General features: G+C 42.5%; 20 protein-coding genes. 3 read left to right on the forward strand and 17 right to left on the reverse strand.

Annotated features, from left to right (window positions below; all coding sequences use genetic code 11):
* Nucleotides 1–25: 25 nt before the first annotated feature.
* The 7 genes from ACFO5U_RS08195 to ACFO5U_RS08225 all read right to left on the reverse strand — a co-directional run bounded on the left by ACFO5U_RS08195 (nucleotide 26) and on the right by ACFO5U_RS08225 (nucleotide 8,918).
* The gene (locus ACFO5U_RS08195; protein ID WP_377278299.1) at nucleotides 26–1,204 is read right to left on the reverse strand and encodes a glycosyltransferase family 4 protein; all 1,179 of its coding nucleotides are present in this window, start codon (nucleotides 1,202–1,204) and stop codon (nucleotides 26–28) included.
* 14 nt (nucleotides 1,205–1,218) lie between these two features.
* A complete protein-coding gene (locus ACFO5U_RS08200) occupies nucleotides 1,219–1,839 on the reverse strand; it encodes a sugar transferase (protein ID WP_377278300.1) in 621 nt (206 codons plus the stop codon).
* Nucleotides 1,840–1,853: 14 nt separating this feature from the next.
* Entirely contained in the window at nucleotides 1,854–3,035 is a 1,182-nt protein-coding gene (locus tag ACFO5U_RS08205; RefSeq protein ID WP_377278301.1) for a UDP binding domain-containing protein, read from the reverse strand.
* Entirely contained in the window at nucleotides 3,032–4,315 is a 1,284-nt protein-coding gene (locus ACFO5U_RS08210) for a phospholipid carrier-dependent glycosyltransferase (RefSeq protein ID WP_377278303.1), read from the reverse strand. The genes ACFO5U_RS08205 and ACFO5U_RS08210 overlap by 4 nt, the downstream gene beginning before the upstream one ends.
* Before the next feature lie 19 nt (nucleotides 4,316–4,334).
* Nucleotides 4,335–5,849: a murein biosynthesis integral membrane protein MurJ gene (murJ, locus tag ACFO5U_RS08215; protein WP_377278305.1), complete on the reverse strand. Its 1,515-nt coding sequence runs from the start codon at nucleotides 5,847–5,849 to the stop codon at nucleotides 4,335–4,337.
* A gap of 799 nt (nucleotides 5,850–6,648) precedes the next feature.
* The gene (locus ACFO5U_RS08220) at nucleotides 6,649–7,656 is read right to left on the reverse strand and encodes a peptidoglycan bridge formation glycyltransferase FemA/FemB family protein (protein WP_377278307.1); all 1,008 of its coding nucleotides are present in this window, start codon (nucleotides 7,654–7,656) and stop codon (nucleotides 6,649–6,651) included.
* Nucleotides 7,657–7,805: 149 nt separating this feature from the next.
* Nucleotides 7,806–8,918 carry a GNAT family N-acetyltransferase gene (locus ACFO5U_RS08225; RefSeq protein WP_377278309.1) on the reverse strand — a complete coding sequence of 371 codons (1,113 nt, stop codon included), beginning with the start codon at nucleotides 8,916–8,918 and terminating at the stop codon, nucleotides 7,806–7,808.
* 205 nt (nucleotides 8,919–9,123) lie between these two features.
* Between ACFO5U_RS08225 and ACFO5U_RS08230 the strand changes: the two genes are divergently transcribed.
* A complete protein-coding gene (locus ACFO5U_RS08230; RefSeq protein ID WP_377278311.1) occupies nucleotides 9,124–9,606 on the forward strand; it encodes an antibiotic biosynthesis monooxygenase family protein in 483 nt (160 codons plus the stop codon).
* A gap of 522 nt (nucleotides 9,607–10,128) precedes the next feature.
* Here ACFO5U_RS08230 and ACFO5U_RS08235 read toward each other — a convergent pair.
* From ACFO5U_RS08235 to ACFO5U_RS08270, 8 genes are all read right to left on the reverse strand, one after another.
* Nucleotides 10,129–11,382 carry an ATP-binding protein gene (locus ACFO5U_RS08235; RefSeq protein ID WP_377278313.1) on the reverse strand — a complete coding sequence of 418 codons (1,254 nt, stop codon included), beginning with the start codon at nucleotides 11,380–11,382 and terminating at the stop codon, nucleotides 10,129–10,131.
* Nucleotides 11,383–11,807: 425 nt separating this feature from the next.
* Nucleotides 11,808–12,281: an ATP-grasp domain-containing protein gene (locus ACFO5U_RS08240; RefSeq protein WP_377278315.1), complete on the reverse strand. Its 474-nt coding sequence runs from the start codon at nucleotides 12,279–12,281 to the stop codon at nucleotides 11,808–11,810.
* Nucleotides 12,282–12,427: 146 nt separating this feature from the next.
* Nucleotides 12,428–13,948 (reverse strand): right-handed parallel beta-helix repeat-containing protein, encoded by a 1,521-nt coding sequence (locus tag ACFO5U_RS08245; protein WP_377278316.1) that lies wholly within the window; start codon nucleotides 13,946–13,948, stop codon nucleotides 12,428–12,430.
* A 346-nt stretch (nucleotides 13,949–14,294) separates the two neighbouring features.
* A complete protein-coding gene (locus tag ACFO5U_RS08250) occupies nucleotides 14,295–15,068 on the reverse strand; it encodes an SDR family NAD(P)-dependent oxidoreductase (protein ID WP_377278318.1) in 774 nt (257 codons plus the stop codon).
* A 38-nt stretch (nucleotides 15,069–15,106) separates the two neighbouring features.
* Complete coding sequence (locus ACFO5U_RS08255; protein ID WP_377278319.1) at nucleotides 15,107–15,691, reverse strand: GNAT family N-acetyltransferase; 585 nt, start codon at nucleotides 15,689–15,691, stop codon at nucleotides 15,107–15,109.
* A gap of 43 nt (nucleotides 15,692–15,734) precedes the next feature.
* A complete protein-coding gene (locus tag ACFO5U_RS08260) occupies nucleotides 15,735–16,787 on the reverse strand; it encodes a GNAT family N-acetyltransferase (RefSeq protein ID WP_377278321.1) in 1,053 nt (350 codons plus the stop codon).
* 339 nt (nucleotides 16,788–17,126) lie between these two features.
* A complete protein-coding gene (locus ACFO5U_RS08265) occupies nucleotides 17,127–19,214 on the reverse strand; it encodes a bifunctional diguanylate cyclase/phosphodiesterase (RefSeq protein ID WP_377278322.1) in 2,088 nt (695 codons plus the stop codon).
* Nucleotides 19,215–19,543: 329 nt separating this feature from the next.
* Nucleotides 19,544–19,876: a hypothetical protein gene (locus ACFO5U_RS08270; protein WP_377278324.1), complete on the reverse strand. Its 333-nt coding sequence runs from the start codon at nucleotides 19,874–19,876 to the stop codon at nucleotides 19,544–19,546.
* A gap of 132 nt (nucleotides 19,877–20,008) precedes the next feature.
* Here ACFO5U_RS08270 and ACFO5U_RS08275 point away from each other — a divergent pair, with 132 nt between their 5' ends.
* Nucleotides 20,009–21,409, forward strand: a complete 1,401-nt coding sequence (locus ACFO5U_RS08275; protein WP_377278326.1) for an LA2681 family HEPN domain-containing protein — start codon at nucleotides 20,009–20,011, stop codon at nucleotides 21,407–21,409.
* Between the two features lie 63 nt (nucleotides 21,410–21,472).
* Here ACFO5U_RS08275 and ACFO5U_RS08280 read toward each other — a convergent pair whose 3' ends face one another.
* The gene (locus tag ACFO5U_RS08280) at nucleotides 21,473–21,886 is read right to left on the reverse strand and encodes an Lrp/AsnC family transcriptional regulator (RefSeq protein ID WP_377278328.1); all 414 of its coding nucleotides are present in this window, start codon (nucleotides 21,884–21,886) and stop codon (nucleotides 21,473–21,475) included.
* Nucleotides 21,887–22,006: 120 nt separating this feature from the next.
* Here ACFO5U_RS08280 and ACFO5U_RS08285 point away from each other — a divergent pair, with 120 nt between their 5' ends.
* A complete protein-coding gene (locus ACFO5U_RS08285) occupies nucleotides 22,007–22,768 on the forward strand; it encodes an MBL fold metallo-hydrolase (protein WP_377278330.1) in 762 nt (253 codons plus the stop codon).
* 100 nt (nucleotides 22,769–22,868) lie between these two features.
* Here the strand turns inward: ACFO5U_RS08285 and ACFO5U_RS08290 are convergent, their stop codons facing one another.
* The gene (locus ACFO5U_RS08290; RefSeq protein ID WP_377278332.1) at nucleotides 22,869–24,956 is read right to left on the reverse strand and encodes a GAF domain-containing sensor histidine kinase; all 2,088 of its coding nucleotides are present in this window, start codon (nucleotides 24,954–24,956) and stop codon (nucleotides 22,869–22,871) included.
* Nucleotides 24,957–25,302 lie beyond the last annotated feature (346 nt).

The following is a 25,302-nucleotide window of genomic DNA, read 5'->3' on the forward strand; positions in this document are numbered from 1 at the left end:
TAAGTCCCCCGCATAACCCGAACACTCAGGTCGATTCACTAACTATTACTAGAGCTTCACTGAGACAGCCTTTATAAAAAATATCCAGTTCGTTCCATAGCATTTCGTTGCTGAAGTTTGCCCTTGCCCATTGACGACCGGCTTCCCCAAACCGTAAGCGTAAACTTTCAGATTCTATCAAACGACTTAATTTTTCTTTTACATCCTGAGAATCATCAGGATTTACCAGATATCCTGTGTTTCCATCCACAATTGTATTTCTTGCACCTGTGACATCTGATGCGATAACCGGTCGACCACATAAAGCAGCTTCGATTGACACATTTCCAAAACCTTCACGTTTAGTTAAGAACACAAAAACATCCATCAAGTAGTAGTAAGCAACTGGGTCTGGCAAAAATCCGGTTTTGATAATTTTCGGATTGTTCTCGATCTCCCATTTCACTTCAGCCCCCACCGGGTCATCGTCCTCATAGTCGCCGACAATCAATAAACGTAAATGTTCATTTTCAACACTCAATTTTTTGAATACTTCAACAAGTTCATTAACCCCTTTGTCTTTTGTCAGCCTCCCTACAAACCCAAGAATGAGGTGCTCCTTGCTTAACTTATAGCATTCTCGCAGTTTGTCTCGGGTGATCAAAATTTCCGGGCTCTCTACAAACCTATCAATTTCAAAACCATCGCCGCTACCTATCCCAAGGACTTTGATTTTATCTTCACTTGCAATACCGAAATCGATCGCCTTTTCCCGTAAACTTTCTGACACTGCTAAACAATGAGTTGCAGATGAAGCAGCCATTTTTTCCATAGTCAACAATAAGCTGCGCTTCAAGCCTGAAGTGGTCTCCATTCTCAAGCCACGTATTGTATAAACTCTAACAGGTACGCGACAAATCCATGCTGCCATCGTGACAATCAGGCCAGCTTTTGGCGTGCTTGCGTTTACAACTAAAGGACGTTCATGGTGGATAATCGATATGCAATTGAAAAGTGATCGTAAATCATGTAATGGTGAAATTCCTCTGTCCATTTGCAATTCAAGCATCTCTACTTGCTCGCTTGCACGAAACTTTTCGAAATCCAAGCCTTTTGAACTCATTGCTTTAGGCTCGAATCCCCTGCCTTTAAGGTAACGCAGTTGGCCATCCATAAAGCTCAAGCTTTCAGAAACAGTTACGGCATGAATCAATTTTGTCGTCATATGTTATCCTCCGCTCAATTTTTTTCATAAACTTCTTCTGTTCTGAACACCTTAATCACAGTTTGAAGTAATATATAGAAATCGAGCCACACACTTTTTTGTTTGATATAATCGATATCGATATCAATTTTTTCATCCCAACTCAAGCTATTACGACCGCTCACTTGTGCCAGTCCGGTAACCCCTGGTTTTACCATCAGCCGCTGCTTCTGATAATCGTTGTAATTGTCAGTCTGATCAGTAACTGTTGGCCTAGGCCCAACAAACGTCATATCTCCCTTAATAATATTGATAAGTTGAGGCAATTCATCAATGCTAGTTTTACGGAGAAAATTACCAACTTTCGTAATGCTCGGATCACCATCCAATAGAGCAGCATTAGTGAAATTTTTATCCTGCCCGTGCTCCATCGTTCGGAATTTATATATAGTAAAATGCCGTCCGTAAAGTCCCCCACGCTGCTGTTTAAACATTGCAGGGCCTTTAGATTCAAGGCGAATCAATAAAGGGACAGCTAACAATAACGGGGATAACAATAATAGCAACACACTGGCGATCAGAACCTCTAGAAACCTGACTGCCGAGTTCGTTCGCTTCGGGTTCTTTTTTTCTTCACTGAGATCTCTGATAATCATAGGCTGCACCCTCCTCATATTCTCCATAAAGTCACCTTTTCCGGTTTTTCATTGCGCCCCAGTATACTTTTTACATCAAATACATATCCCTCATCCCTTTCAAGCAATCGCTCGATCAACTTCCAGCCCGCTTTGCGATATTCTTCATGTGGAACCGCAAGTATCACCGAATCGCCAGGAAGCAATTCTTCTTGCTTTGTCAGCATTATGCCTCCGGCACACTCTACTTTCTCAAAATCTAGTTTAGAATCCGCTACCTGGACTTCCATACCATATTCCTGAAGCTCTTTCACAAGCTCAAGTACACCAGCTTCAGGCGTACCACTTTTTCCTTTCCCTGCCGAGATACCAAGTACCGTAATACGCGATTGATGGATAACTACTTCATTTTGAATCAGATTTTTAATGATTCGCTGTGCTACTTGCCGACCTTTTTTCTCTGCCCTGCACCAATATTGCTCGGCTCCCTGCACTGAAATGGTATCCTCACCGAGAAGGTTCGGTTCGAATTTGATAAAACCTCGCTTTTTACTAGCGGTCTCTAATACGTCTTGCATGTCAATTCCTTGCTGGTTCAAAGTCAGCGCAACTTCATTCAGCAGTGCAATATTCACTTCTTTTTGTGCAATTTCTAGTACTTGTGCAGCTTCGGCGATACTGATTGCTTTCGCTTTGTATAACCCTCCATCATGAATTGGTGCAAATAAATCAGCGAGGTAATTGGTGACCGGATTACTTTGACCGGCAATCACCTTACACATCCCGCCCATCTTTCTCTGCTCTCCACTGCTATGCCATGCTGAGGGTACATAGCCAACAAAAAACTCCTTCTCGACAACAAAACCAGAGTGCTGCTCAAGCAATGGAATGCACACCTGTTCAGTTGTCCCTGGATAGACAGGTGCTTCAAAAATAATTACAGAACCTTTTTTCATATATTGTCCTACGATTTTGCATTGCTCGGACAATACATCCAATGAGTAGATAAGACTCTTTGAACCAGTTAAAAGGAAGATGTCGGCATTAGCCAGTTTGTCTGCTTGATCAGTAAAAGCAATACCATTTTCATCAAACATGGATTTTTTAGAGTGATCAGTATCAAAGACAATAACCGGATAGACACGGCTGAATGTTTTTGCAGCTAGCACACTCGTCTCACCAGCTCCTACAATTGCGATTTTCATATTCTCTATCATGAGTCCACCTTCTCCCCCTTCTTCCCTATCCATTTAATTTTAATGAAATCTAGCAACTGTCTGCTATTCGCTGAAGCGAATGATAACAACAGTAGTGGAATGATTTTATTACGATGGCGCATTGCTGTACCGGCGCTCTGTGTTCCGTATGAATAAATGAAAACAGTTACCCCAATCACTAGCAAAATGAATATTTTTGTCCTTAACGGCATCTGGCTGCGGTAGAGTCCGTAGAACGTAGCGCCAATCAAGAAAAGATATACACTTGAATCAAACAGAAAGCTAACCATGTCAACACCTCCACGCCAATCAAGCGGAAGTGGCGAAAACAGAAAGTAGAACATTTTAAGTGGAGCGACAAGCAACGCTGCTACCCCCGATAATCCACTGAAGCTAGCTAAGTACACTGAGCCGCCTTCAGCGAAAATCTCATAATCAACCGCTGCCCCTTCATCATTGACAAACTTACTTAAGAACAAATCTGAGTTCTGAAAAATGATAAAGGTGATACTAGCTATGAATAGAAGATAAATAAGTGGTGTCGAAATCTGCTTTCCCATTTTGTTGCGCTCAAGCCATACAAATGATGCAATGTAAACAAAAACCAATCCAATCATTCCGCTGTGGAACGTCATAGCTAAGATTGACAAAACCACTGCCCAGCCAAACTGCAGAAATGACCGTTCACCGACCCATCTTATAAAGTAAAAAAGTGAAACGGTCGTAAAAAAGATAATCAGCGCTTCTCGGAGTAAGATGCTCGACATGAAAATACTGTTAGGCATTAGTGTGAAAATGAGCATTGCAATAAAAATCAGGTTTTTCTCAATCTGCAAATAATTCAAAGTTTTGAAAAGGAATACTACCGAGAAAACCCAGCAAGCAATATTAAGGAATTGCGAGTAAGCACGCTGATCGCCAACCATATAATAGAGCGCGGATAAGAAGGGAACATACACAGTGTGTGTCTGGTCAAGCGGATATTGTCCATTGGCAACTAAAACCGACACTTCATGAAAATATTCCGTGTCTGTTCCACTTGAAAATATTCCAATCGATGGTACATATAGGTCTATAAATAGGATAATCACTCGAACAGCAAAACCTATAAAAATGATAAACAACCATTCATTTTTCAAATTGCGGTATAGGTATAGGGAAATAGCGACGATACCAGTAAAGACAAGTAGCATCGAATATACTTCACCGGGCGGAAGAAAATCTTTGATTAAAAATGTTGCGAGAATCTGTATTACAAAAAAACCAAGTACATAACTCACAAACCTTCACCCCTTTCTTTCAGCGTCTGGCCAATCCCATCAACCTGGCTTTGTAATAGGCGATATCACTTAATTGAAGTATCCACAGCATTCCTGTATATACAAGGAAACCTGTTAAAACTCCTATGAATAATGCTGGAAGATCACCCATCGCACTTAAGGAAAGCGTGAATACCGCCTTTGCGGCGACTCCCATGATGAGTGCTGCGAGTAAACCCTTCGCTAAGTCAAACATTAGCCGCCGACTGTCTAGTGAGCCTATTTTCCTGATAAGGGATATATACAAGAGCATCGTACTGACGATTGCGGCAATACTTGTCGCAAGCGCCAAGCCATTCAGGCCGATAATACGCGTGAGCACCAAATTCAAACTCACATTTAGAAACATCGCTCCAAATGCATTAATCATCGGAGTTCGTGAGTCTTCTAAGGAATAAAACACTTTCGTCAATACCTCCCGTAAACCGAACCCCAGCAGCCCAAGAGCATAAAAGAACATTAAACCCGTAGTCATTTCAATTTCGTACTCTTCGAATTCGCCTCTACCAAACAGCAATTCAGTAATCTGTCTAGAAAATATCATCATGCCGACCGCTGCGGGTATGACAATTAAAGATACTGTCGTAATCACTTTTCCAACTACGCTTTTCAGTTCACTTATTTCTTTTCTTGCAGCTAACTTTGAAATTTTTGGAAACATGACCTTTACTATAACTAGAACAAATATCGCTTGGACAAAAAAAACTAGTCTGTGTGCATAGGTTAAAGCTGAAATTCCACCTTCTATAATTTGCGATGCAATAGTTCTGTCAACTAAAACGTTTATTTGATCAGCAGAGACACCAATAATTACTGGAATTGCTAGAAACACCATTTGTTTTAAATCCTGATCTTTAAAATTCAATATCAAACTATGTCGATAACCACTCCTTTTTATCGCTGGTATCATACTCAAAAATTGAACAATTACCGCAATTACTGTTCCTATTGCGAGTACATACAATCCCAGCCATGAGCTAATCGCAATAGTAGTAATCAATATTATATTTAGAGGCAAACCACTTAATTCTGTAGTAAGAAAGCGATTCTTAACTTCTAAATAGCTTGTGAAAATATAAATTAGTGCAGTGAAATATAATGTCACTGAAATGATACGTGTAAAAATAACTGCTATACGCAAAGTTTCTCCTTCAAAGCCAAATGCAAACAATTTAACAATCGGAGTAGTGAAGCACATGATTATAAGTATCAGAACTGTTGTTAATAACATGACTGCATTGGTGACATTTACAGTGAATTTTTCTGCTGGTTCTCTTCCGCGCTCATTAAATATTTTTGTATAGACTGGAATATAGCTGGCTGCAATACCCATACCGACGAAGGCAAAAATGACAGTAGATATACTAGTGGAAATTAAATAAGCATCTGTGAGACCATCTGCACCATAAAAGTAGGCCAGGAATATATCACGAGAAAACCCCATAACTTTCGTAATAATAACAATGAACATAATAGATATTACTGTTTTTTCCATATTATCAACCTCTTTTAAATTAATTCTTGAAGCAGGAACCGCTCCCAGAGTTCTATTATCCATAGCTAATTTGGTTCTGCAGTCGTTATAAGGCGGCCTCCTTCTTCATTCTTCAACTTTTTTCGCAAATATAATCCTGTTGCTAGTAATCATAGGGAACAGAGGTTAAAAGAGGGTTAAATTGAATATGTGCTTAGAAAAAACTTTTAGTATTTCACTAACTTCATAACGAAAAAGGTAAGGGATATTCAGCTGATCACACTGCTTAAAGGGGAAGAGGGGAGATAATGGCGAAATTCATAACCACTCTATCTATGGTTTTAGTAAATAAATGACATTCCTCCAGAAACTGATCTTGGATGAATATTTTGAACAACTTCATGAAACATAATCAAAGAGTGAAAAATCTTTAATTCTTTCTTTCTATTAAGGGTCACTTATAAACTCACGATGAGAATCATTCGAGATTCTCCTTCTTCTAAAATGTATTTACTTCGAAACTAATATATAAAGCACGAATAAAAATCAGAATAATTCTCAAGATGACAATTATTCTTTAACGTGACTACTAAATATCCAATTAAGTCATCGACTTTTTTATCCACCTAAATAACATCGTAAAAGTAGAAATCGATTAACTCATTTACACCCCCTTCAGCAAGAGCTGAGGTGTCTGTGAAATGATCAACTGCACATTAATTGACTGATTAATCATACCCAAAGGTCCAATTAGCAATATCAACTCAATATAAAAACGCCCACCGGAACTTGGCAGGCGCTTGCTGTACTTCTTCAATTGTCAGACATTACTGAGTTGCTTGTTGGCATTCGCACGGTAAAGCGGGAAGAATGATTTGTCCTGATTGGCTCCGGCCTTTTTGCACAACTTATCGTAAATCTCTGCATTCCAGATTTTCCGGCCTGTGTAAAAACTGAAGCCCGTATGCTGACCAAACTTTTTCTTGAACTTGTAAAGAGAGTCGTCAGCATCATTTGTCCTTCCGCCTCCAGCGTGAATCAACTTTATGCCGTTCTCTTTGCACCAGCGAACTATCCCATATTGTAAAACATAGATCGGCGACAGCTGGTGGAACTCACTGATTGTTCCCGAAAGATGTGTATGCATGATGTCTTCAAAGAGAAAATGCAACTCTGCTGCTATTACCTGTCCATCATAAATGGCTTCTGCTAAAACAATTCTCTCGGCTAGATTCTGCAGACAGTTATCAAAATAAATATCGTCAAAGAAATAATAGCAATCAGCTTGCACACGATTCATCGTTTCGTAATAAATTCTTTTGAAATCACTTAAATCAGTGGGAGACTTTGTAATGCGGTATGTAACACCAGCATTCAACGAGCGTCTCAAAGTTTTTTTAGCGGATTTTGAAAACTCGGAAGTCACCGGATCCTCGTGGCCATCTATTGTCGTTCCAACAGTTTCACGTTGAAAACTGACATCATAACATTTAGAAAAATCATTAGCGTTTTCGAATATCGGATGAAAGCGTACAAATTCGCTGACAATTCGCTCGTCAGTACAATACTTAAGGAATGCTTCCTCAAAAGCCGAAACTAACTTGGAATGGCAGCCTTTAGCACAACGCGTAATCCTTGGGCCCCCATATCCATAAGGAGTGATAGCATCGTACCAAGTCTCGCCGTTGATAGACATCGGAACTTCGCGTTTAATAAATATATGCCTTACTTCTCCATAAGAACTCTCGAAAACGAATTCCTTGCATCTACCTTGCTCCACCTTTTCATATAATTTGCCGTATGATTTTAAAAAAAACAAATCCTTCAAAGGGTCCACATCCTTTCTAAAGATGCCACTTAGACGCAGAAGGCTTAATACTAAGCTTTGCGACTGTAAGTAGTGAGATAAATGGTTGCTCCATCTGACACGTTGATTCCGCATATTTTTTTTGCTATACCAATTTTCAGTTTTGTTGATTATATTTCCATCTCCGACTCATCACTATTGAACTTCGAAACTTTGTTCGTATCATTTTCCTGCAACTTTCGGTATGCGGGAAAGAACTCATCAGTTATCTCTGTATTTGCTATTTTGCAAAGTTGATTATACATATCTTCATTCCACACTTTTTGACCCGTGTAGAACGAAAAGCTCGTACAGCGTGCAAATTGCCTTTTGAAACGAAGCAAGTTATCGTCCGGGCTATTTGTACGCCCACCGCCTCCATGAATGAGGCTGATGCCACGTTCTTTAGCCCACAGCACCGTAGCATATTGCATGATATAAACTGGGGAAAGATGATGAAATGCTTCATAAGTGCCAGATAAATGTGTATGGATTATATCATTATCGACAAATTGCAACTCCATGCCGATCACTTCACCCTTGTACAACGCTTCGACAAGTAATAATCGCTCACCGAATGATTCTAGCAGTTGATTAAAATACTGCTCATTGAAGTAATAGAACGATTCTGCACGATTTCTTTCCATCGTAGCAAAATAAATTTGCTGAAATGCTCGTAAGTCGCTTGGAGCAAGTGTCACACGGTATTCGATTCCGTCACGCAACGCTTTCCGAATATTTTTTCGGGCAGAAGAGCTAAACTCTGCTTGTATAGGATCATCATGTACCCTAATCGAAGTGCCGACAGTGTCACGCAAATAGTTCACCTCATAGATTGCCTTAAAATCTTCGGCATTGCAGTGGACAGGATGGAATCGGATGAACTCACTTACTATATTTTCGGAATCACAATATGCTGCAAATGCCTTTTCAAACGCTTCTCCCAGTTCTTGTCGGTTTTCTGTAGTACAATCCGTCATCATTGGTCCACCGTATCCGTAAGGAGTAATAATATCGTAATAACGATTGGGCCCAATCAGAATCGGAATCATGCGCTTGATGAACATATGACGAACCCGCCCAAAGGGATGATTAAATTCAAACAATTGGCAGACGCCTTTCTCAATTTCTTCGTACAACTTTCCATATCGCTCATCGAAATACAGATCCCTCATCTTTTTTTCCTTCTTTCTTGTTGTAAGTTCCGAATAGTCACGCCAACTAACTGGTGGAGTTCCTACCATTATAAACACCCCTTTCTAAATGAAAACATTTCTTAGAATACATTCTAGGAAGTTCGGGTTAAGGTCAGGTTAAACAAGTTCGGAAAATTTTTCAGATTGATATTTAGGGAGAATTGTACATATTAGAAAACAAAATTCTTTGCGAAAATGAACTACTTTACTTAATATGAGAACTGTAGAATTATAAAAAAAGAGGTGCGTACCGATGAAGCTTTATAAATGGCTCGGCAAAGACCATGAAACTGATGCCTTGAAAGGCAATGGTTGGTTCGTTTTAACAAATGACGACGCAGCAGCAGCAATCAACGAACACGAAGCTACTAGTGGTGATCAGATTGAAGAATACGAAATTCTTGATCAAAAAGGTTTGCTTGAAGCCGGATCCTTCGCAGTTTTCAATAATATCCCAGTTACAGAAGACGGCCGAGAACTGTTCGAATCACGTTTCCAGAACCGCGCCGGGCTCGTCGAGAAAGAACCGGGATTTGTAGCCATCCGCATTTTGCGTCCGATTGTTTCTGATACCTATGTTATTCTTACTTTATGGGAAGATGAAGCTTCCTTTATCAATTGGCAGTCTTCCCAAGCATACTCGCACGCTCACAAGAAGCGCGGCACATCGGAAGGCATCGACAAACGCCCGAATATCTTTCCACGTCCTTCATACGTCACCACATATTCCAAATAATAAAGAGGCTTCCAAATGGAAGCCTCTTTATTATTTGGAAAAAATGAAATTCCGATGAGTATTTTAATTGATAATTTATCAATATTGAATCGTTTCTTTTACCAGAATTTTAATAGGTCCTCTAAAATTCTATTCTCGTCATTTCAGCTGATGCTTGCGCGATAGATATTTTAAATATTTTAAAGTCTTCTTAATAAGACATTGTACTTTCAAAATCTTGCTTTTAGGCTGATTGAAAATGTTTATTTAGACTTGATAGCAGTTGAAAGGCTTCGAATGAGGTAGTAAATAATTTCTTTGAATGGGTTTAAGAGTATTTATCTATACTTAAGTATGCGATTCATTTCAAAAGTTAAAGTCTTACCAGTGCGGGAAGGCATGGATGACTAATGATTGGAAAGCTGAGATTCATCATGTGGCGCAATCCCATTTTCATTTGCGATGGTCTCCCAATTTGATATACATTCTTAAGGACATACCATTCTATTGTTGAAAATAAAAAATCGCAGCAACTGCTGCGACTTAGGTTATTTTCTCTTCCGCCAAATAGCGTGCTAGTAACATATCCTCACCATTTTGCGAGATAACTTCAAGTGTCCGATTGATCTCGCGGATTGTTCCGTTTAACTCCTCCATCGTCTGGCACACGATATTGAATCGACCTAGCATTTGGGAATAAGATCCAGTCACTGTAATTTCATCGCCAATTTCACGTATCGGCACCCAAGAAATCACTGACGGCAAATCTAGAATTTCACTTAAGCCATTGATGTCACGAATTTTTCCTGGTCCAAGAAGCACCGACAAATTGCAGGATGGATAACGCACAAAACCATCGTCAAAATCACTTAAATCGTAACGGGAGATATCTTCTCCAACCGCAAAATCAATCATCATCTCTAGTAAATTAACGTCTGTCTGACGCTGAATAATTTGGTAATGCTGCTCCCCACTTAGTCGATAACCCATCTCGTAAATATAAAAATTTCCATCTTCGTATAAAGACTGGATGATTACAAGACCATTCCGGAATCCGATGCCACTAAGCATTTCTCTTATGTTGGCATCATACTTTGCGACGAATTCGGAAAGGTGACTAGAAGGATAAATGGTCGCCACTGGCAGGGGAGGGCTTTGTTGCCCTTGATTGTGGACAAAACGATCTGTAACAGCCGATAAGATAACATCACCATTTTGGAGCGTATAATACATTTCAACGCCATGGTTCGTGTCAATAAAACGTTCAACAATCACACGACTTTTATGGGAAAAGCGTCTGGCTTTATCAATCGCATCGTATAGCTCTGCTTCATTCTGACAAACTGTGATACCTTTGCTGGCAGAACTGTCGACAGGCTTGACAATGACTGGATAGCGCACAGGCATACCATCATCTTTTTCATATTGCTCTATAACTGGCACATTGAAACGTCGGCAGAATTCCTTAAAACGGTCTTTATTGGAACTTATATCTAGGTGCTCTTTTGTGGCATAGAACGGTAAGCCAAGACGTTCGGTCAGTAACTGGGCGTTCCACGTGTTGATATCATCGAAAGCAGTTAGCACACCACTGATCTCCTCTTGCTGTGCCAAAAATTCCAAGGCATCGATATCTGCAGTACTGATACTATAAGATTTGTCGGCGAATTTCTTTGCCGGCGACTCTTTGTTACTATCGGTCACAATGGTATAAAGACCCATGTTTTTAGCAGTTTCGACCACATCGATCATATGCGTAATGCCCCCGAGAATGAGCAACTTCTTCTGTTTTACCACTGGAAACACCCCCCTTAGTCTTTATAGATACCATTAACTAGTTATTTTCAGGCTTCAAGTTATGAAACTTTTTTCATAGTGAACAGAACAAACTTACCAACCAAATTAAGGTTTTGTCAATTTGAAATCCCAAATTTTTTTCTATTATACATATCTTTTCCGTTTTATATAATGCCTTCTTAAAAAATGGACCTTCCTCAGGCTCAGCAGTGCCTAATACCCAAATAAAAAATCAATCACCGTAGAGACACACCGCTCTTTTGTAATACAGTTGTACACGACAATTGTCGAGATGTTATGGTCTGTTCGGAAGATAAAAAAATTTGAGTCTGAATGTCACTAACAACAAAGTGCTCGAGCATAATCTTCTTCCAAATTCCGTGATGTGTCACCATTTATCACTACTTTTGAAGATGGTCCTTCGTCTAGTAAACTGGTATAACTTTACTGGTGAAGCTGTCGATTGGTTTGGTTACGAATGGAAACTCAATATCTACCAGCGGCTTCTGGCTTCGTGAGCGGCCTTCACACTCTTCAATGACCGTAACGCCGAATGTATGGCAATACTCTTTGAAGCGATCTTTATGGCAAGTTGTGTCGAACTGCGCTGGAGTAGCATAAAACGGTAAGTTCATCGTTTTGCAAAGTGCAATCGCATGCCAAGTATTGTGGTCGTCAAATGCAGTGAATACTCCGTCTATGTGTTCAAAGCGTCCGATTTCAGCAAGCTTTTGAATATCCCCTGTACTGACGTTATAGAACTGGTCCGCCACTTTTTTTGCCGGCGAACCACTCATGTTATCTGTAACGATCGTATACAGACCGATGCGTTTAGCGGCTTCCACAACTTCAATCATATGAAATGTGCCTCCTAATATCAAAATCTTCTTCTTTTCCATAGAGCTCCCTCCTTTATAAAATATCGATCATATAGCACATAAAAAAATCAAAATACTCATTAAACCTTTTTAGAGTAATACAAAAATACCAATAATAAACAGAATCGTCAATTGAATTCTGAAAATTCAGCTTCTATTTTATAGTATTAATTTAGAGGCCTTGTATGCGAGACCATCCAACTTTTTTCTGTCCGGTTATAATACGCTGTGATCTTATAGCCAATACCCACTGGTGCTAACACACCAACCTCACCCGGCTTATTATTCACTTTGGCGTTGTCACAGATGAGCCTTACTCCCTGTCCACCACTGTGTTCAACGAAAATCTCCACTTCCTCTTTGAAATGGTGGCTCGGCGCTGGCGGTAATTTCACCGTTTCTTCATCGTTTGCTCCTGCCCTGCGATTGACCGTCACGCGCGGCTCATCTTTCATATCGAGCGGCGAACGGCCGCCTTCCGGAACGTATTGGTGCAAGCGGCCGTTGAACAAAATACTCGTCGTATCATACTGGAATTCTTCACTATACAGCGAAGTGATCGATGCAAGCCCCCCGGCGACGCCGTCACGAGGTTCGGCGAGGAGCGGTTCGATGATGCTGAGCCCTGAGGCATAATCGAGCAATACATTGGCATAGCCATTGTTTTCGAAATAGCTATGGTTGATGCTGCCCGAATAAGCAGGTGTCGTGTTAATCGCTCCGCTGCCGATATGGATGCCGGATATGCCGTTGGAATCGAAGTTGCCGCCTTGAATGTGATGTCCGTAAAGTCCTCGCACCATCAATCCTGTAGCAGCATTACCAACAAAATGGCAATCATAAATACCGTAAACGTTGTTGTCGCTGCCGCGGTCGGTCTGCAACCCGCAGCCGAGGTGGATTTTATAGGGGGTGCCCGGAGAAATCGTCTCTTTTAACGGCGGCGATACTTTGATGCTGCGCGAACCGACTTCATCGATATGATAGACCGACCCTTCACCGGAGCCGACTTTGAAATACGCGCCGACATGGACATCGCTCGCTTCAGGATCCAATTTCATGAAGGAAACACTCGTACCACCTCCAGATGCGCCGCTTCCTTCAATGACCGAGCCGTTTTGTGAAAACTGGCAAAGTCGGTCGAACACGCAAAGATTGTTATTGCCTTCGCCTAGAATCTGCAAACCGTGCACAGATGCCCAAGTGAACGCAGCACCTGAAAACAACTTATCGCGGATATCACTCGCGAGCATGCACACTTTCGCCAGTTGGATATGGCCGTTTTCTGGATCTGTCCCCATAAACTGAATGCCCTTCACAGCCCCGCTCCCCCCGCGCATGCGTACCAGGTAATCCATTGGTTCAGAAGGTGCGATGCGCGTCGTCTCGGAACTGTGGCCGATCCACGACACCGCAGCCGTTCCCCAGTCCGGAACTTCCACTGGCCCGCTAATGCAGTAAAGCCCAGGCGGAAAAAACAAATTGCCACCCTTACTTGTACCGTACGCCGCATCGATCGCTTTTTGCAGCGCTTTGCGGTCATCCGCCTTGCCGTCGCCGATTGCACCGTAGGATTTCACATTGAACAATTGATCCGATGTCTTTTTCGGACTCCACATTTCCCGGATTACGTCTTCTTTATTACGTGGAAGCAATTCTGTTTCTCGCGGTTTTTTCCAAAATGTCATAATCGGCAACCCCTTTCTTAATAATTATGTTTAACATTTTACTTATAAAATGTTAAACATAGGTTAAACCTAAAAAATCCCGATAGTCTAATGAAGACTGCCGGGAACTTCACCTCTTTAGTTCATAGGGTTGATAACGCAGGTACAAAATTTACTCATTCTCGACTGTTCAAACAGACAAGTTATTTCAGGACTGTTTACTATTACAAACACTTGCACATAGTATGCAATCTCACCAGGAAATCGCCTTCCGCATTCCATTAGAATACTCATCAACTTGTTATATTATCTGTCACTATCAATATTTTCATTTATCATTCCCCTCTATTGATTAATAAGACCAGTCTTACCGTGCACCCATGCCACCATCTATTCTATATTGGCTTCCAGTAATAAATTGAGAGTCATCACTAGCCAAGAACAAAACAAGCTTCGCAACCTCTTCAGTTTGACCATAACGCCCAAGTGGAATTCTAGAAGTTATTTTTTGTCTAACCTGAGTAGGCTCCTCTTTATTTATTGATTGCTCAATTGTTTCCATCATGCTTGATATGAGTGGCGCAGGATGAATTGAGTTAACTCTGACAGAATCTCTTGCAACTTCTAAGGCGGCTGTTTTTGTTAATCCTACAACTGCATGCTTAGAAGCCGAGTAAAGTGAATTACCACTACTTCCCATGAGGCCCGAAACAGATGAGGTATTAATGATGCTACCTTTTTTTTGAGCAGACATAATAGGCAAGACATATTTAAGTCCTAAAAAAACTCCACGTACATTCAAATTCATTATTGCTTCGAAGTCCGTTATAGTTTGCTCAGTTAGAGGAGCAGTTTTACCAATTATCCCAGCATTATTCATGAAAATATCGATACTCCCCCAATGTTCGATCACTCTTCCCACATAACGTTTAACATCTTCTTCCACACTGACATTCGCTACCAAACCAAGCACTTCTTCAGCATTGTTAAAGCGCTCTACCAACTCATCTAAGGCTTGTTGATTGAGATCAATAAGCGCGACTTTCGCACCCTCTGCCAGTAGCTGTTCCGCTATGGCAGTCCCCAGCGTTCCTGCTGCTCCAGTAATTATGGCGACTTTCCCTTCTAGCTTTCGATCCATATATATCCCTCCCCCACTAGCCATTATCAAATCTTCAATTAACTTTTCAGCGGCTCTGCTGTTTTACGCCCCCAATAATCCTGTTGATTACACAACTCCTCATATTCATTTTTCAATATCCCTACAATAATCCGGTCGTAATAACGATTATTACGATAGGCATGCTCACGAATTCTCCCTTCTTCTTTCCATCCACATTTATGAACAAAAAGATTATAGGAAGGTACATTATGCTCGACAATATCACCATCTAAACGATGCAATTGAAGTTCTTCAAACGCATATTTCATTGTTGTCATAACTGTATCTCGACCATATCCATGCCCTTGCATATTCTTTTTACCAATAATAATTCCATGGTAAGCTGATCGATTTTTTATATCAATATTCGTAATGGTCGAAACACCGATAAAACCGTCTTCCTTAGTGTCAATTGCAAAGCGTAAATTATGCGTATCGAGCGCTTGTCGTTGAAACCATTCAATTTGCTGTTCTGATGATATTGGGTGAGACCATCCTCCAAGTAATTGACCGATAGCTGGATCGTTATGAAAACTTCTCAGACTTTCCATGTCCGAACTTTCTAGAGCACGTAAAACAACTTTTTTTCCATGAATATTCATTAAAATTCCTCCCTTAATATTATGAAAATACTTTCATTGCTTTTTACGGCTTACGATACAAAGGAAAAAAATTCCTTTCACTGTCACTGTTGTTCTTTAATAGTGTGAGTTTTTCATACAATGCATCGTCGTAAATATTAGTTCCTAAATAATAATCATAATTATTTTGATTGGTGAAAGAAGTTTTATACTTGAATAAAGAATCATCTTCTTGATAGCCCCCACCCAAGTGCAAAGTTTCGCAGCCATTTTCCTTGGAAAAAGATACCATGAAATCGAACAATAAATTATTAGGTCTCATACTCAAAAACAATTTATCTGAGGCTCCCAAATGATAATGCGCAAAACGTTTGGTCATCAGTAAGATTACTGCCGCTATTACTCGCTCCCCGTAGTAAACAAATATCAAAAATGATTTGGATACTCCTGTATCTTCCAATTGTTTTTTGATTATTGACGAGTTAAAGTAATAACTATTTGAAGCCTCCTTTCTACACATCGTATCGTTATAAAGCTTTAGAAACATAGCAATATTTTCATCGCTCTTTTCAACTACTCGGCATTGCAAATGATTTGATAAAGCCTTTTTGATATTACGTCTTGTCATAGGACTATAACGCTGCTGAATATTTTGAAGGCTATCGGTCAAATCAACAGCCGTTGTTTTTCGGATGTATTGCAATTTACAATAAATATCCAAATAACTAGCGTTATCAATAAGAGGATGCAAGCGTACCACTTCAGAAATGATATTCATGTTTTTGCAGTACTCTCGAAAAAGTGTTCCAAACTCCTTAAGCCCTCCAGGATCTCCTATGCAAATAGGCCCGCCATAACCATAAGCATTTGTTATATCGTATATAGGTTGCTCAGTAAAATTACAATCGATCTTTCTAATGATAAATGGATAAATTACACTAGCTAAACTATTTTGAAAATAAACTAGTTTAGCATTACCATTCTCTTTTTCGGCATTCCATTCGTTGTACTCATACGTGTAATACACATCTTGGATGGCGAAGGTCTTCACAATCTGATTCCATTCCTCTTTATTTTCAACGATAGTCATGATTGGTATTTGAATTTCTAACGTCATCTCCCCATCCTCCTTATCTAGAATTTGATACTTAATTACTTGTCAATTTCATTATTATTCTTAAAGGTTAAAGATTAGTTAAACTTTTTATTTCTCAGCAAATGACCTGAAATAATATTTAAAAGGTTTATAAATAGAACATATTTATCACACTATTGTAAAAATTATTTCTGCATAAAAAAAAGACGCAGTCTCATCTGCGTCCGTTAATCGAAGATATTTAGTTAACCAAACTCGCATTGCTCAACATTCAAATTCATATTTAATAATAATCATTAATCATTATTTCTATTTATTTAAAAGTTGTTATCCGACACCTAGTGCTATGCCTTTTTAAATTCAATATAGAATCGGCGCACGGAACATGCCGTTCGGCTGCTCCAAATATTTGTCCCATACTCTTGTGGCCTTGTCGGCAGGCAAGGGCCGGCTGAAATAATAGCCTTGGCCGATGACTTCGTATTGGCGCATCAACGCTACTTGGTCGATTGTCTCCAAACCTTCGACGACCACCTCGGCACCTAAGTTTCTGCCAAGTTCGATGATCGTCGTGAGGATGGCCATGCTGCGGTCGCTGCCGAGCACTTCATCGACTAAGGATTTATCGATTTTCAACGTATCGACTTGAATATTTTTGACTGCATTGAGCGATGAATAGCCCGTCCCGAAATCGTCGATTGCCAGATTGACGCCGATGGCTTTCAGCTCTTGCAGCAATTCCGCTGCTGCACCAATGTCGAGCATCAAGCTTTCGGTAATTTCTATTTCCACGAACTTAGGCGGGACCTTTGTTTCAACTAAAATACGCTCTACTTTTTGGGCAAACTCAGGGTCGCGGAATTGTTTGGCAGACACATTGACCGAGACGCGGATGTCCGGCCGCCCTTGCTCGCGCCATGATTTCAACTGCAGGCATGCTTCGCGCAGCACCCATTCGCCGATTGAATGGATAGCACCGCATTCCTCGGCAATCGGGATGAATTCGGATGGCGACACGGCACCGAGCGCCGAGTTCCAACGCAATAGCGCTTCAAACCCGATAATCCGGCCACTCGACAATTCCACTTGTGGTTGATAATGAACTGAAAACTCGCCGTGGAGCAGTGCTTGTTGAAGCGCGGCGGCGATTTCCTGTTTGCGGATCGATCCATCCAATAATTCAGTAGAGAAAAATTCAAAGTTTTCCTTGCCGCGGCTTTTCGCCATGAATAATGCCACGTCTGCTTGCTTGATTAAGTCCTCTTCAGTCAACTCCACTTGCTGTTGGCAACTGATGCCCATGCTGAGGCTCGCCGTAATGCGCCGTGCTCCGACCGCAACTGGTTGCTGCATCTCCGCCAAAATGACTTTGCATAGTTTTTCAACCTGGGCAGTGGATGCATCCGGAATGGCGAAGACAAATTCATCGCCTCCAAGGCGTGCGAGCTGCACGTCTTTTGGTAACACATTATCCAAGCGGCCGACAACCAATTTCAAAAACTGATCGGCGCCGTCATGGCCAAGTAATTCATTAATCGATTTAAAATCATCAAAATCCAGCAATACGACCGTCACCGATTGTACTTCTTTCTGCTCACTGGTCATCAACTCCCTCAAATGGAAGAAGAACCAATGCCGGTTCGGCATGCCTGTCAATTGGTCGGTATAAGCAAGAGTTCGGAAACGCTTTTCACTTTCCCTCACTTGGCTTAAAAGCTTTGTCTCCGTGTTCATGGCCCGCATGTCCACCTTTGCCAGATTTATCGATGAGACTAAAAGCAAAGCAACAACAGCTGCAACAGCGACAGCGATGTTCACAGCCCACATACCTTCTGATGCAGGAGCAGGCAGCGCCGCATCCGTGTAAAAAGTATTCATCGATGTGTAATGAAGCAGTGTCAGCACTGCTCCAATAATAAACGCATTCGTGATGCGTCTCGTTTCGGTTTGAGGCTTTAATTCCATTTGCTGTATGAAACGATAGCCAAAAAAGCATACTGCAACTACAATCATGACCGACAATAAATAATACAGTGGCGAAATCGATGCAAACCTGACGTCAAGCATTCCCGAAACGGTTAAAAAATAGGCAGCCTTGCCGAAAAAACCCGTGAATAGGGCATTCAGCCAAAGCGTACGACGGCCGACAAGCGGTTTTCCAAGGATGCGCAATAAAAGAGCGACACTTAAGCATGCCGAAATGAACGCTAAACCGAGCAACCAGTATCTTGGCGTAAATTGATACTCTGCCATGAACGTTAAAATACCGATCAAATGCATCGCAAGCAAACCGCTTCCGAGCGTTATTGCTCCTATTAAGGTTTGACGGATGTTATCAGCCGGTTTACGCTTGCGGACATATTCAATCAAAATCAAAACCGTATAACTGGTGGCAACGGAAACAACAAATGTGAGTGAAATCAAACTAATATGTGGAACCGTGGACACAGCAGACCCTCCTGACATAGCAAACCCAAAAATGGACTATCCTTTTAGAGGCCTTTATTATTTGTAAGAGCTAATTATAGTAACAAGGACTTTTTAATCAACATGGAAATTCCTATATGATTCATATAGCTCTTTTTATTGGAATATAATAAACATTATACCTTTAAACTACTGCTTTTCACATAGCTCTTTTCACTCAAGCGCTTACGATCTTACTCATAGATCGACACCCTTGTATGTAAATAAACCCATAAATAATAACATCTCGACCTCCATAAACTTCTTTAAGCGAACAAATGCGCTGCTTTTGGCAGCGCATCTGTTACCAGCTATTCCCTCCTGGGCTCTTTCACCGCACCTATCTTTTTCAATGTCACCGTCATGCCGGCTTCTGCTTTCCCAGCGACAATAAATTGCAGGGCAACGCCGGTTTCGATGCCGCCGACGATATTCAACTCGATCGTTTCCACTTCATATCCTTCAAAGCCGCGCACCATCTCTTCTAGATTGGCCCGCGAAATCGGGGCATGCTTACGGGATTCACCCTGCGCGGCTGTCCGGAACTCCTTGCCTGTGATCATAGTGTCCTTTAATTGAAAGTCTTCTCCTTGATGTTCAGTCACTACGGGAATCCACAAAAACGGTTCATGAGAATTATCCACCGTCATTCCTCCTCTCACCCTCTCCCCTTATATTCCATATTTTCTGCCAATTTCCTGCAGCGGGGTGACCAATGGACTTTTTTCCCTTAGAATGGAGATAGACACATCAAAACGCATCAAGGAGGAAATGGCATGGCAACTTTAAGCGACATCGCGCTATCCGACGATTTAGGTCAATTTGAAATAAAGGAAATTTACAGTGCCACCCACCAGCTGCTTCAGGAATTGCAGCAAGCAAAAGCGGAAGCCTACCCGGGCCGCATCAATTCGATGATTAACCATTTGAAAGAACGCCTAAAAGGCAAAGCGGCTTACCCGCTCGTCGTCTTGCTGGAGACGAGTCATCTATCGATTCGCCACCAACAGCAAAAAGATTGGAACTCGGACCTCAAACAGCTCCAATTAGAATTGTACGACAACACACTCGAAACCTACCGTGGGCGCATACCGGCGAGCGTCTGGAACCAAGTATGCTTAAACTATGCCGAAACGCTCGTCCACACCGGTCGCTCAATTGACGCGCAAGCAGTGTTGAAGGAAATGGTCAAAGAAGATAAAGATCCATCATTCCAGCGCTTGAACGGCGAGTTCGGCTGGACATTGATTTTCTACTCAACATTCCTGCCCGTTAAAGCGGAACGCCTGCGCGCATTGGAAAAAGCGCTTGAATTGTTCCATGTTGCGCAAACCGATATTCAAGATGACAAAGGCAAAAAGCTATACGAGGAGCGCATCAAACTCGCCGAAAACATGGTCGGGCAGCTCGGTGACGTCGAACCGGTGAAACTGGTCGACCAGCCGGCGCCAACTGAGGACGAACAACGTTACTTGGACTGGTCTGCCGAACAGCGTTTGTTCCTTAACAGCGGCAACGATATCGAGCCCGATACAATGGCAAAACGCGATTTGCCGCTGCGTATCCAAAACAATGCATTTCTCGGGAATTACCTGGATTCGTTGACGCATGAGTTCACGTCGATGCGCCGCTCGCTTTATACGGCTTTGACTGCCGACGAAGTGGCGGATGATCATAAGATGGACGGCGACAATACAGTCTACTCGCAGCGCAACGAAAACTTAAAGCAAGTGTATCGCCAAGCCTATTCCTTGTTCGATAAAATGGCGCTATTGATGAACCACGCGCTGCAACTTGGCGTCGAGGAGCCACGGGCGAACTTCCAGCGTATTTGGTTTGAAGAAGAGAGCTTGAAAAAACCGCTCAAGCCATTTATCCAGACGACAAAAAACGATGCACTAAAGGCCTTGTACTGGCTGTCGAAAGAAGTATACGGCTATGAGTTGTCTGAAGAGCAGAGCATGTTGGTGAAAAAAGCATTGCATATCCGCAACCGCATCGACAATAGCTATTTGCAAGTAGTCAAAAAAGCGGAGCCATTTGAGAAAGAAAGCGCCCGTGCGCAAAGCCATCACATTACAGAAGCGGAGCTTGAGCGCCTGACATTGATGATGACGCAAAAAGCGCGCAACGGTTTGATGTATTTACAGTTCGCCTTGGCGATCGGAAAGAAATAAGGAACGGAAAAAGCCGTGCAGCTGCACGGCTTTTTTTGCATTGGATTGTATTCATTCGAAATCCTATCCGTATTGCTGGATGGCGATGGTGACTTTGTAGCTCGCGAACTCGCTGATGTCGTTTAGAAAACTGTCAAGTTCTTGATGCGTCGGGAAATGGCATTCGATCAAATAACAGCCTTCTCCGCTTGTCTTGAAATAACGGCTGACGGTTTCTGTCCGGCGGTCCAAGACATCGAGAAACTTCTGGTGACGGGGTTCGTGCATAATGGCCGTGACAAAAGCGTGTACAGGATAGCCGAGTTTTTCTTTTGGCACCCGGATCGTATAGCCATCGATAATTCCCGCTTCCTCCAATTTCAAGACGCGCGCAGCGGTCGCCTGCCCCGTCAAATGCACTTTTTCGCCAAGCTCTTTCATTGTCATGCGGCCGTTGCCGGAAAGTTCACGCAGGATAAGTTGATCCGTCGAATCCATTCCCAGGTCAATTCCTTTCATTAATCAAGTGAAAACGCCAAAAGACCTTCACGAGGCCATCGTCTCTATCATGAGTTTCAGTATATACTAGGGGCACACCTCAGGAAAGGAGTTCGAATCATGAAAATCGAACAGATCCGCAACGCCACTTTACGCATCCAATACGCTGGCAAGCATTTCCTCGTCGACCCGTTCCTCGGCGATAAAGGAAGCTATCCGCCATTCCCGAATTCCGCACGGCAAGATCAAAACAATCCCTTGAAGGAGTTGCCGATACCGAAAGAACAGCTCATCGAAGGAATCGACGCGCTCATCATCACTCACCTTCACCTGGACCATTACGACAAAGCGGCTAAAGAGATCTTGCCGAAACATCTGCCGCTCTTCAGCCAAAACGAAGAGGACGCACAAGTGCTCCGCAACGACGGCTTCACGAATGTCACAATCCTCAGCAAAAATACGAGTTTCGAAGGCATCCGCCTAATCAAGACGCAAGGCGAACACGGCCGTGGCGAAATCTTGAAAATGGCAGGGCTTGTCTGCGGCGTGGTCTTTCAACACGAAGACGAAAAAACGCTCTATGTCGCTGGAGACACGGTTTGGTATGAAGGCGTACAAGAAGCGATTGAGGCTCATCAGCCGGAAGTCATCGTCTTGAACGCAGGCGACAATCAATTCCTACAAGGCGGCTCACTCGTCATGGGCAAAGAGGATGTCCAACAAACGCACAAAGCGGCGCCGCAAGCGACATTGATCGCGAGCCATATGGAAGCAGTCAATCACTGGACATTATCCCGCGAAGATCTCAAGCAATATGCAGTCAAGCAAGGCTTCTCTGATAAACTGCACGTTCCACAAGACGGTGAAGCTTTCAATTTTTAAGAACTAACAGGGGCAGCTGGAAAAGGTCATGAGATATGACCTTTTCCAGCTGCCCTTGTTTCTATTCACGGATCAAGTTGACCCTAAGGTAAACTTTAGTTCACTGACGAAGAGATGAATGCTCCCCGTCTATCTGTGGTCCGACCGGAAACTTTGTAAAAAAGATGGTTCCCTCGGGTCCCGTTTCGATGCTGATCGTCGCATTATGGCGTGCCGCCACTGCGTAACAAATGCCGAGGCCGAGGCCTGTACCTTCGTCTTTTGTCGTATAAAAAGGCGTGCCGATTTTCTCGATGATCGCGGAATCGATGCCGCTGCCCTGATCCTGCACTGCCAGCACCACGCAATCGTCGTTTTCCAAATAGGTGCCGATGGTCAGCGTCTGCCCCTCATCCATTGCTTCGAGTCCATTGCGGTATAAATTGATGATCAATTGCCGGATTTCATTATGGTTCAGCAAAAGTTCCGGCACCTCTTGCGTATAAATTCGGATTTGTTTGTTCTGATTGGATGTATCGACTTTGATCAATGGTGAAATATCTTCGAGAATGGTGTTTAGGTTCATCATTTTCATATCGGAAGTTCGGGTATTGCCGACCGACAGAAATTCAGTGATGATGGTGTTCGCCCGGTCCAGTTCATCGATCATCAGGTTGAAATGCGCAGCATGCGGCTCCAGTTGCTCATTCGTTACCATCAATTGCAGGAAGCCGCGTACCGTGGTCATCGGATTGCGGATTTCATGGCTGATCCCCGCCGCCATCTGGCCGATCAAATCCAAATTGGCCAGCCTTTTCAGTTCTTTCTCGTATTTCTTCTTTTCCTTGATGTTTTTCAGCACACAGCATATGCCGTCATCAAACGGATAGGCGGTAATTTCAAAGTAAAAATCTTCCGCATCGGATTGCGCCTCAAAGCGCACCGTCACGCGCTCTTCCATGGCGTGATGGAACTCGTTATAGGTGAGTGTTCCGATAGTTTCCGGATACACATCCCAAATCATTTTGCCGAGCACCTCGTCCGCTTTTTTGCCTCCCGGTAAAAAAAGATGCTGGTTGATATAGGTGTATTCCCAGTTTCTATTCAACACAAAAAAACCGTCCGTGATGTTTTCGATCACACTATTGACCCGCTTGTTCGCGGCATACAGTGCACTCGTCCGCTCTTCGACCATACCTGCCAATTGATCCATGTACAATAAATTCGAAAATACCGGAGCGGTGGCATCGATAACGGATTGGGCAAAAGGAATCTGCAACTCGATGGCATGTTGTGCCGCCCCGCAGCTGCATACCGCAGAAACAATGCCGTGCACTTTTCCCATGGAAATTACGGGAAGCAGGAGCAACTCTTGATGAGCGCCTAGGTCAGTCCTTATCGGCTTTTTATGCAATGCAGCACGATTGAGCAGTTCCACATAACTGGTTGTTAAGGCGGTTCTGTCAATGTGTTTATTCCAGTCCTGTTCGGCCATTCCATCGTTTGCGTGAAATTGGATCGGCGTGCCGCCATACACGCTCGATGGTTTTATAATATGTGCGGCAAAATTCCCATCGTCAAACGCTTGTTTCAAATAGCCGAAGCAAACGTCCAGGCTTTCTTGGATCGTCGAACAGAAAGACAGTTCACGGGTAAGGTCGAGCAATAATTGCTTTTCTGTCAACAACTTCTCTTTTTGATTAAAGCTTTTCGCGTTTTGAATCGCGACCGCAGCCATATTTACGTAAGCTTCAACGCTTTCAATCTCGGATTGTGTCAAATTCATCGGCGTGCCGTAATCGAACAGGAACACCATTCCGATAAATTCTGTTTCATAAGAGATCGGCAAGGCCAATAGGGATTTGATTTGGAAAGCATTCACCGACCTCGGATCCGGCCGGTTGTCTGTTGATGTGTCCGCTATATAAATGGTTTTTCCTGTCTCGATTAATTCTGCCGCCAAAGGGTCTATTGCCGGATCGATAATTTGCGATTGCAGTGTCACTCCGCTCATTACCTCCGGTTTTCCCGCAAATCCGCGGTAAGTTCCATCACCTTCCGGCAAATAGATCCCGACGGAATCGCATCGGACAATTTCCTCTGAAATTGCCGTCGTTACCTGTTGTAAAACTTCGTGCAAATCCAGCTTCGTATTGATAATGCGTGTGATGTTCGCAAGCCTCGAATACCGCGATTGATCATTCACCATACAATAACTCTCCATTCTCGCCAACTGATCGTCGGTGTACATCTGCAAGTACCTTGAAATATTTTCCGAATCGCTCTGTTCATCTGTCTACAATATTACTATATAGGTTCAGATACAAGCCTTTTAATTGTTAAAAATTGTTTAGTTGAAAGACTTTCCTTTCGAGCATTGAAGGCCCCCCCATTATTTAAAAGGCTCAATCCAGTTAAAACTATGTTTGAGCAGACGGCGAAGCACTCGATTTTTAACCGTAGAAAAACCAGGAATGCAGATTCCTGGTTTTTTATTCATCAGACGATGGACGCTGCCCGCTTTTCCTTGCCGCAGCGCTTGCAACGATACCAGC

Origin of the sequence: Planococcus dechangensis, assembly GCF_042654465.1 — a bacterium.
Taxonomy (GTDB): Bacteria; Bacillota; Bacilli; order Bacillales_A; family Planococcaceae; genus Planococcus; species Planococcus dechangensis.

What these genes read in the sequence shown, in the direction of transcription:
- ACFO5U_RS08195 (WP_377278299.1), bottom strand. Translation starts at nt 1,204, where the DNA reads ATGACGACAAAATTGATTCATGCCGTAACTGTTTCTGAAAGCTTGAGC.
- ACFO5U_RS08200 (WP_377278300.1), bottom strand. Translation starts at nt 1,839, where the DNA reads ATGATTATCAGAGATCTCAGTGAAGAAAAAAAGAACCCGAAGCGAACG.
- ACFO5U_RS08205 (WP_377278301.1), bottom strand. Translation starts at nt 3,035, where the DNA reads ATGATAGAGAATATGAAAATCGCAATTGTAGGAGCTGGTGAGACGAGT.
- murJ (WP_377278305.1), bottom strand. Translation starts at nt 5,849, where the DNA reads ATGGAAAAAACAGTAATATCTATTATGTTCATTGTTATTATTACGAAA.
- ACFO5U_RS08225 (WP_377278309.1), bottom strand. Translation starts at nt 8,918, where the DNA reads ATGGTAGGAACTCCACCAGTTAGTTGGCGTGACTATTCGGAACTTACA.
- ACFO5U_RS08230 (WP_377278311.1), top strand. Translation starts at nt 9,124, where the DNA reads ATGAAGCTTTATAAATGGCTCGGCAAAGACCATGAAACTGATGCCTTG.
- ACFO5U_RS08240 (WP_377278315.1), bottom strand. Translation starts at nt 12,281, where the DNA reads ATGGAAAAGAAGAAGATTTTGATATTAGGAGGCACATTTCATATGATT.
- ACFO5U_RS08245 (WP_377278316.1), bottom strand. Translation starts at nt 13,948, where the DNA reads ATGACATTTTGGAAAAAACCGCGAGAAACAGAATTGCTTCCACGTAAT.
- ACFO5U_RS08250 (WP_377278318.1), bottom strand. Translation starts at nt 15,068, where the DNA reads ATGGATCGAAAGCTAGAAGGGAAAGTCGCCATAATTACTGGAGCAGCA.
- ACFO5U_RS08255 (WP_377278319.1), bottom strand. Translation starts at nt 15,691, where the DNA reads ATGAATATTCATGGAAAAAAAGTTGTTTTACGTGCTCTAGAAAGTTCG.
- ACFO5U_RS08260 (WP_377278321.1), bottom strand. Translation starts at nt 16,787, where the DNA reads ATGACGTTAGAAATTCAAATACCAATCATGACTATCGTTGAAAATAAA.
- ACFO5U_RS08275 (WP_377278326.1), top strand. Translation starts at nt 20,009, where the DNA reads ATGGCAACTTTAAGCGACATCGCGCTATCCGACGATTTAGGTCAATTT.
- ACFO5U_RS08280 (WP_377278328.1), bottom strand. Translation starts at nt 21,886, where the DNA reads ATGGATTCGACGGATCAACTTATCCTGCGTGAACTTTCCGGCAACGGC.
- ACFO5U_RS08285 (WP_377278330.1), top strand. Translation starts at nt 22,007, where the DNA reads ATGAAAATCGAACAGATCCGCAACGCCACTTTACGCATCCAATACGCT.
- ACFO5U_RS08290 (WP_377278332.1), bottom strand. Translation starts at nt 24,956, where the DNA reads ATGGTGAATGATCAATCGCGGTATTCGAGGCTTGCGAACATCACACGC.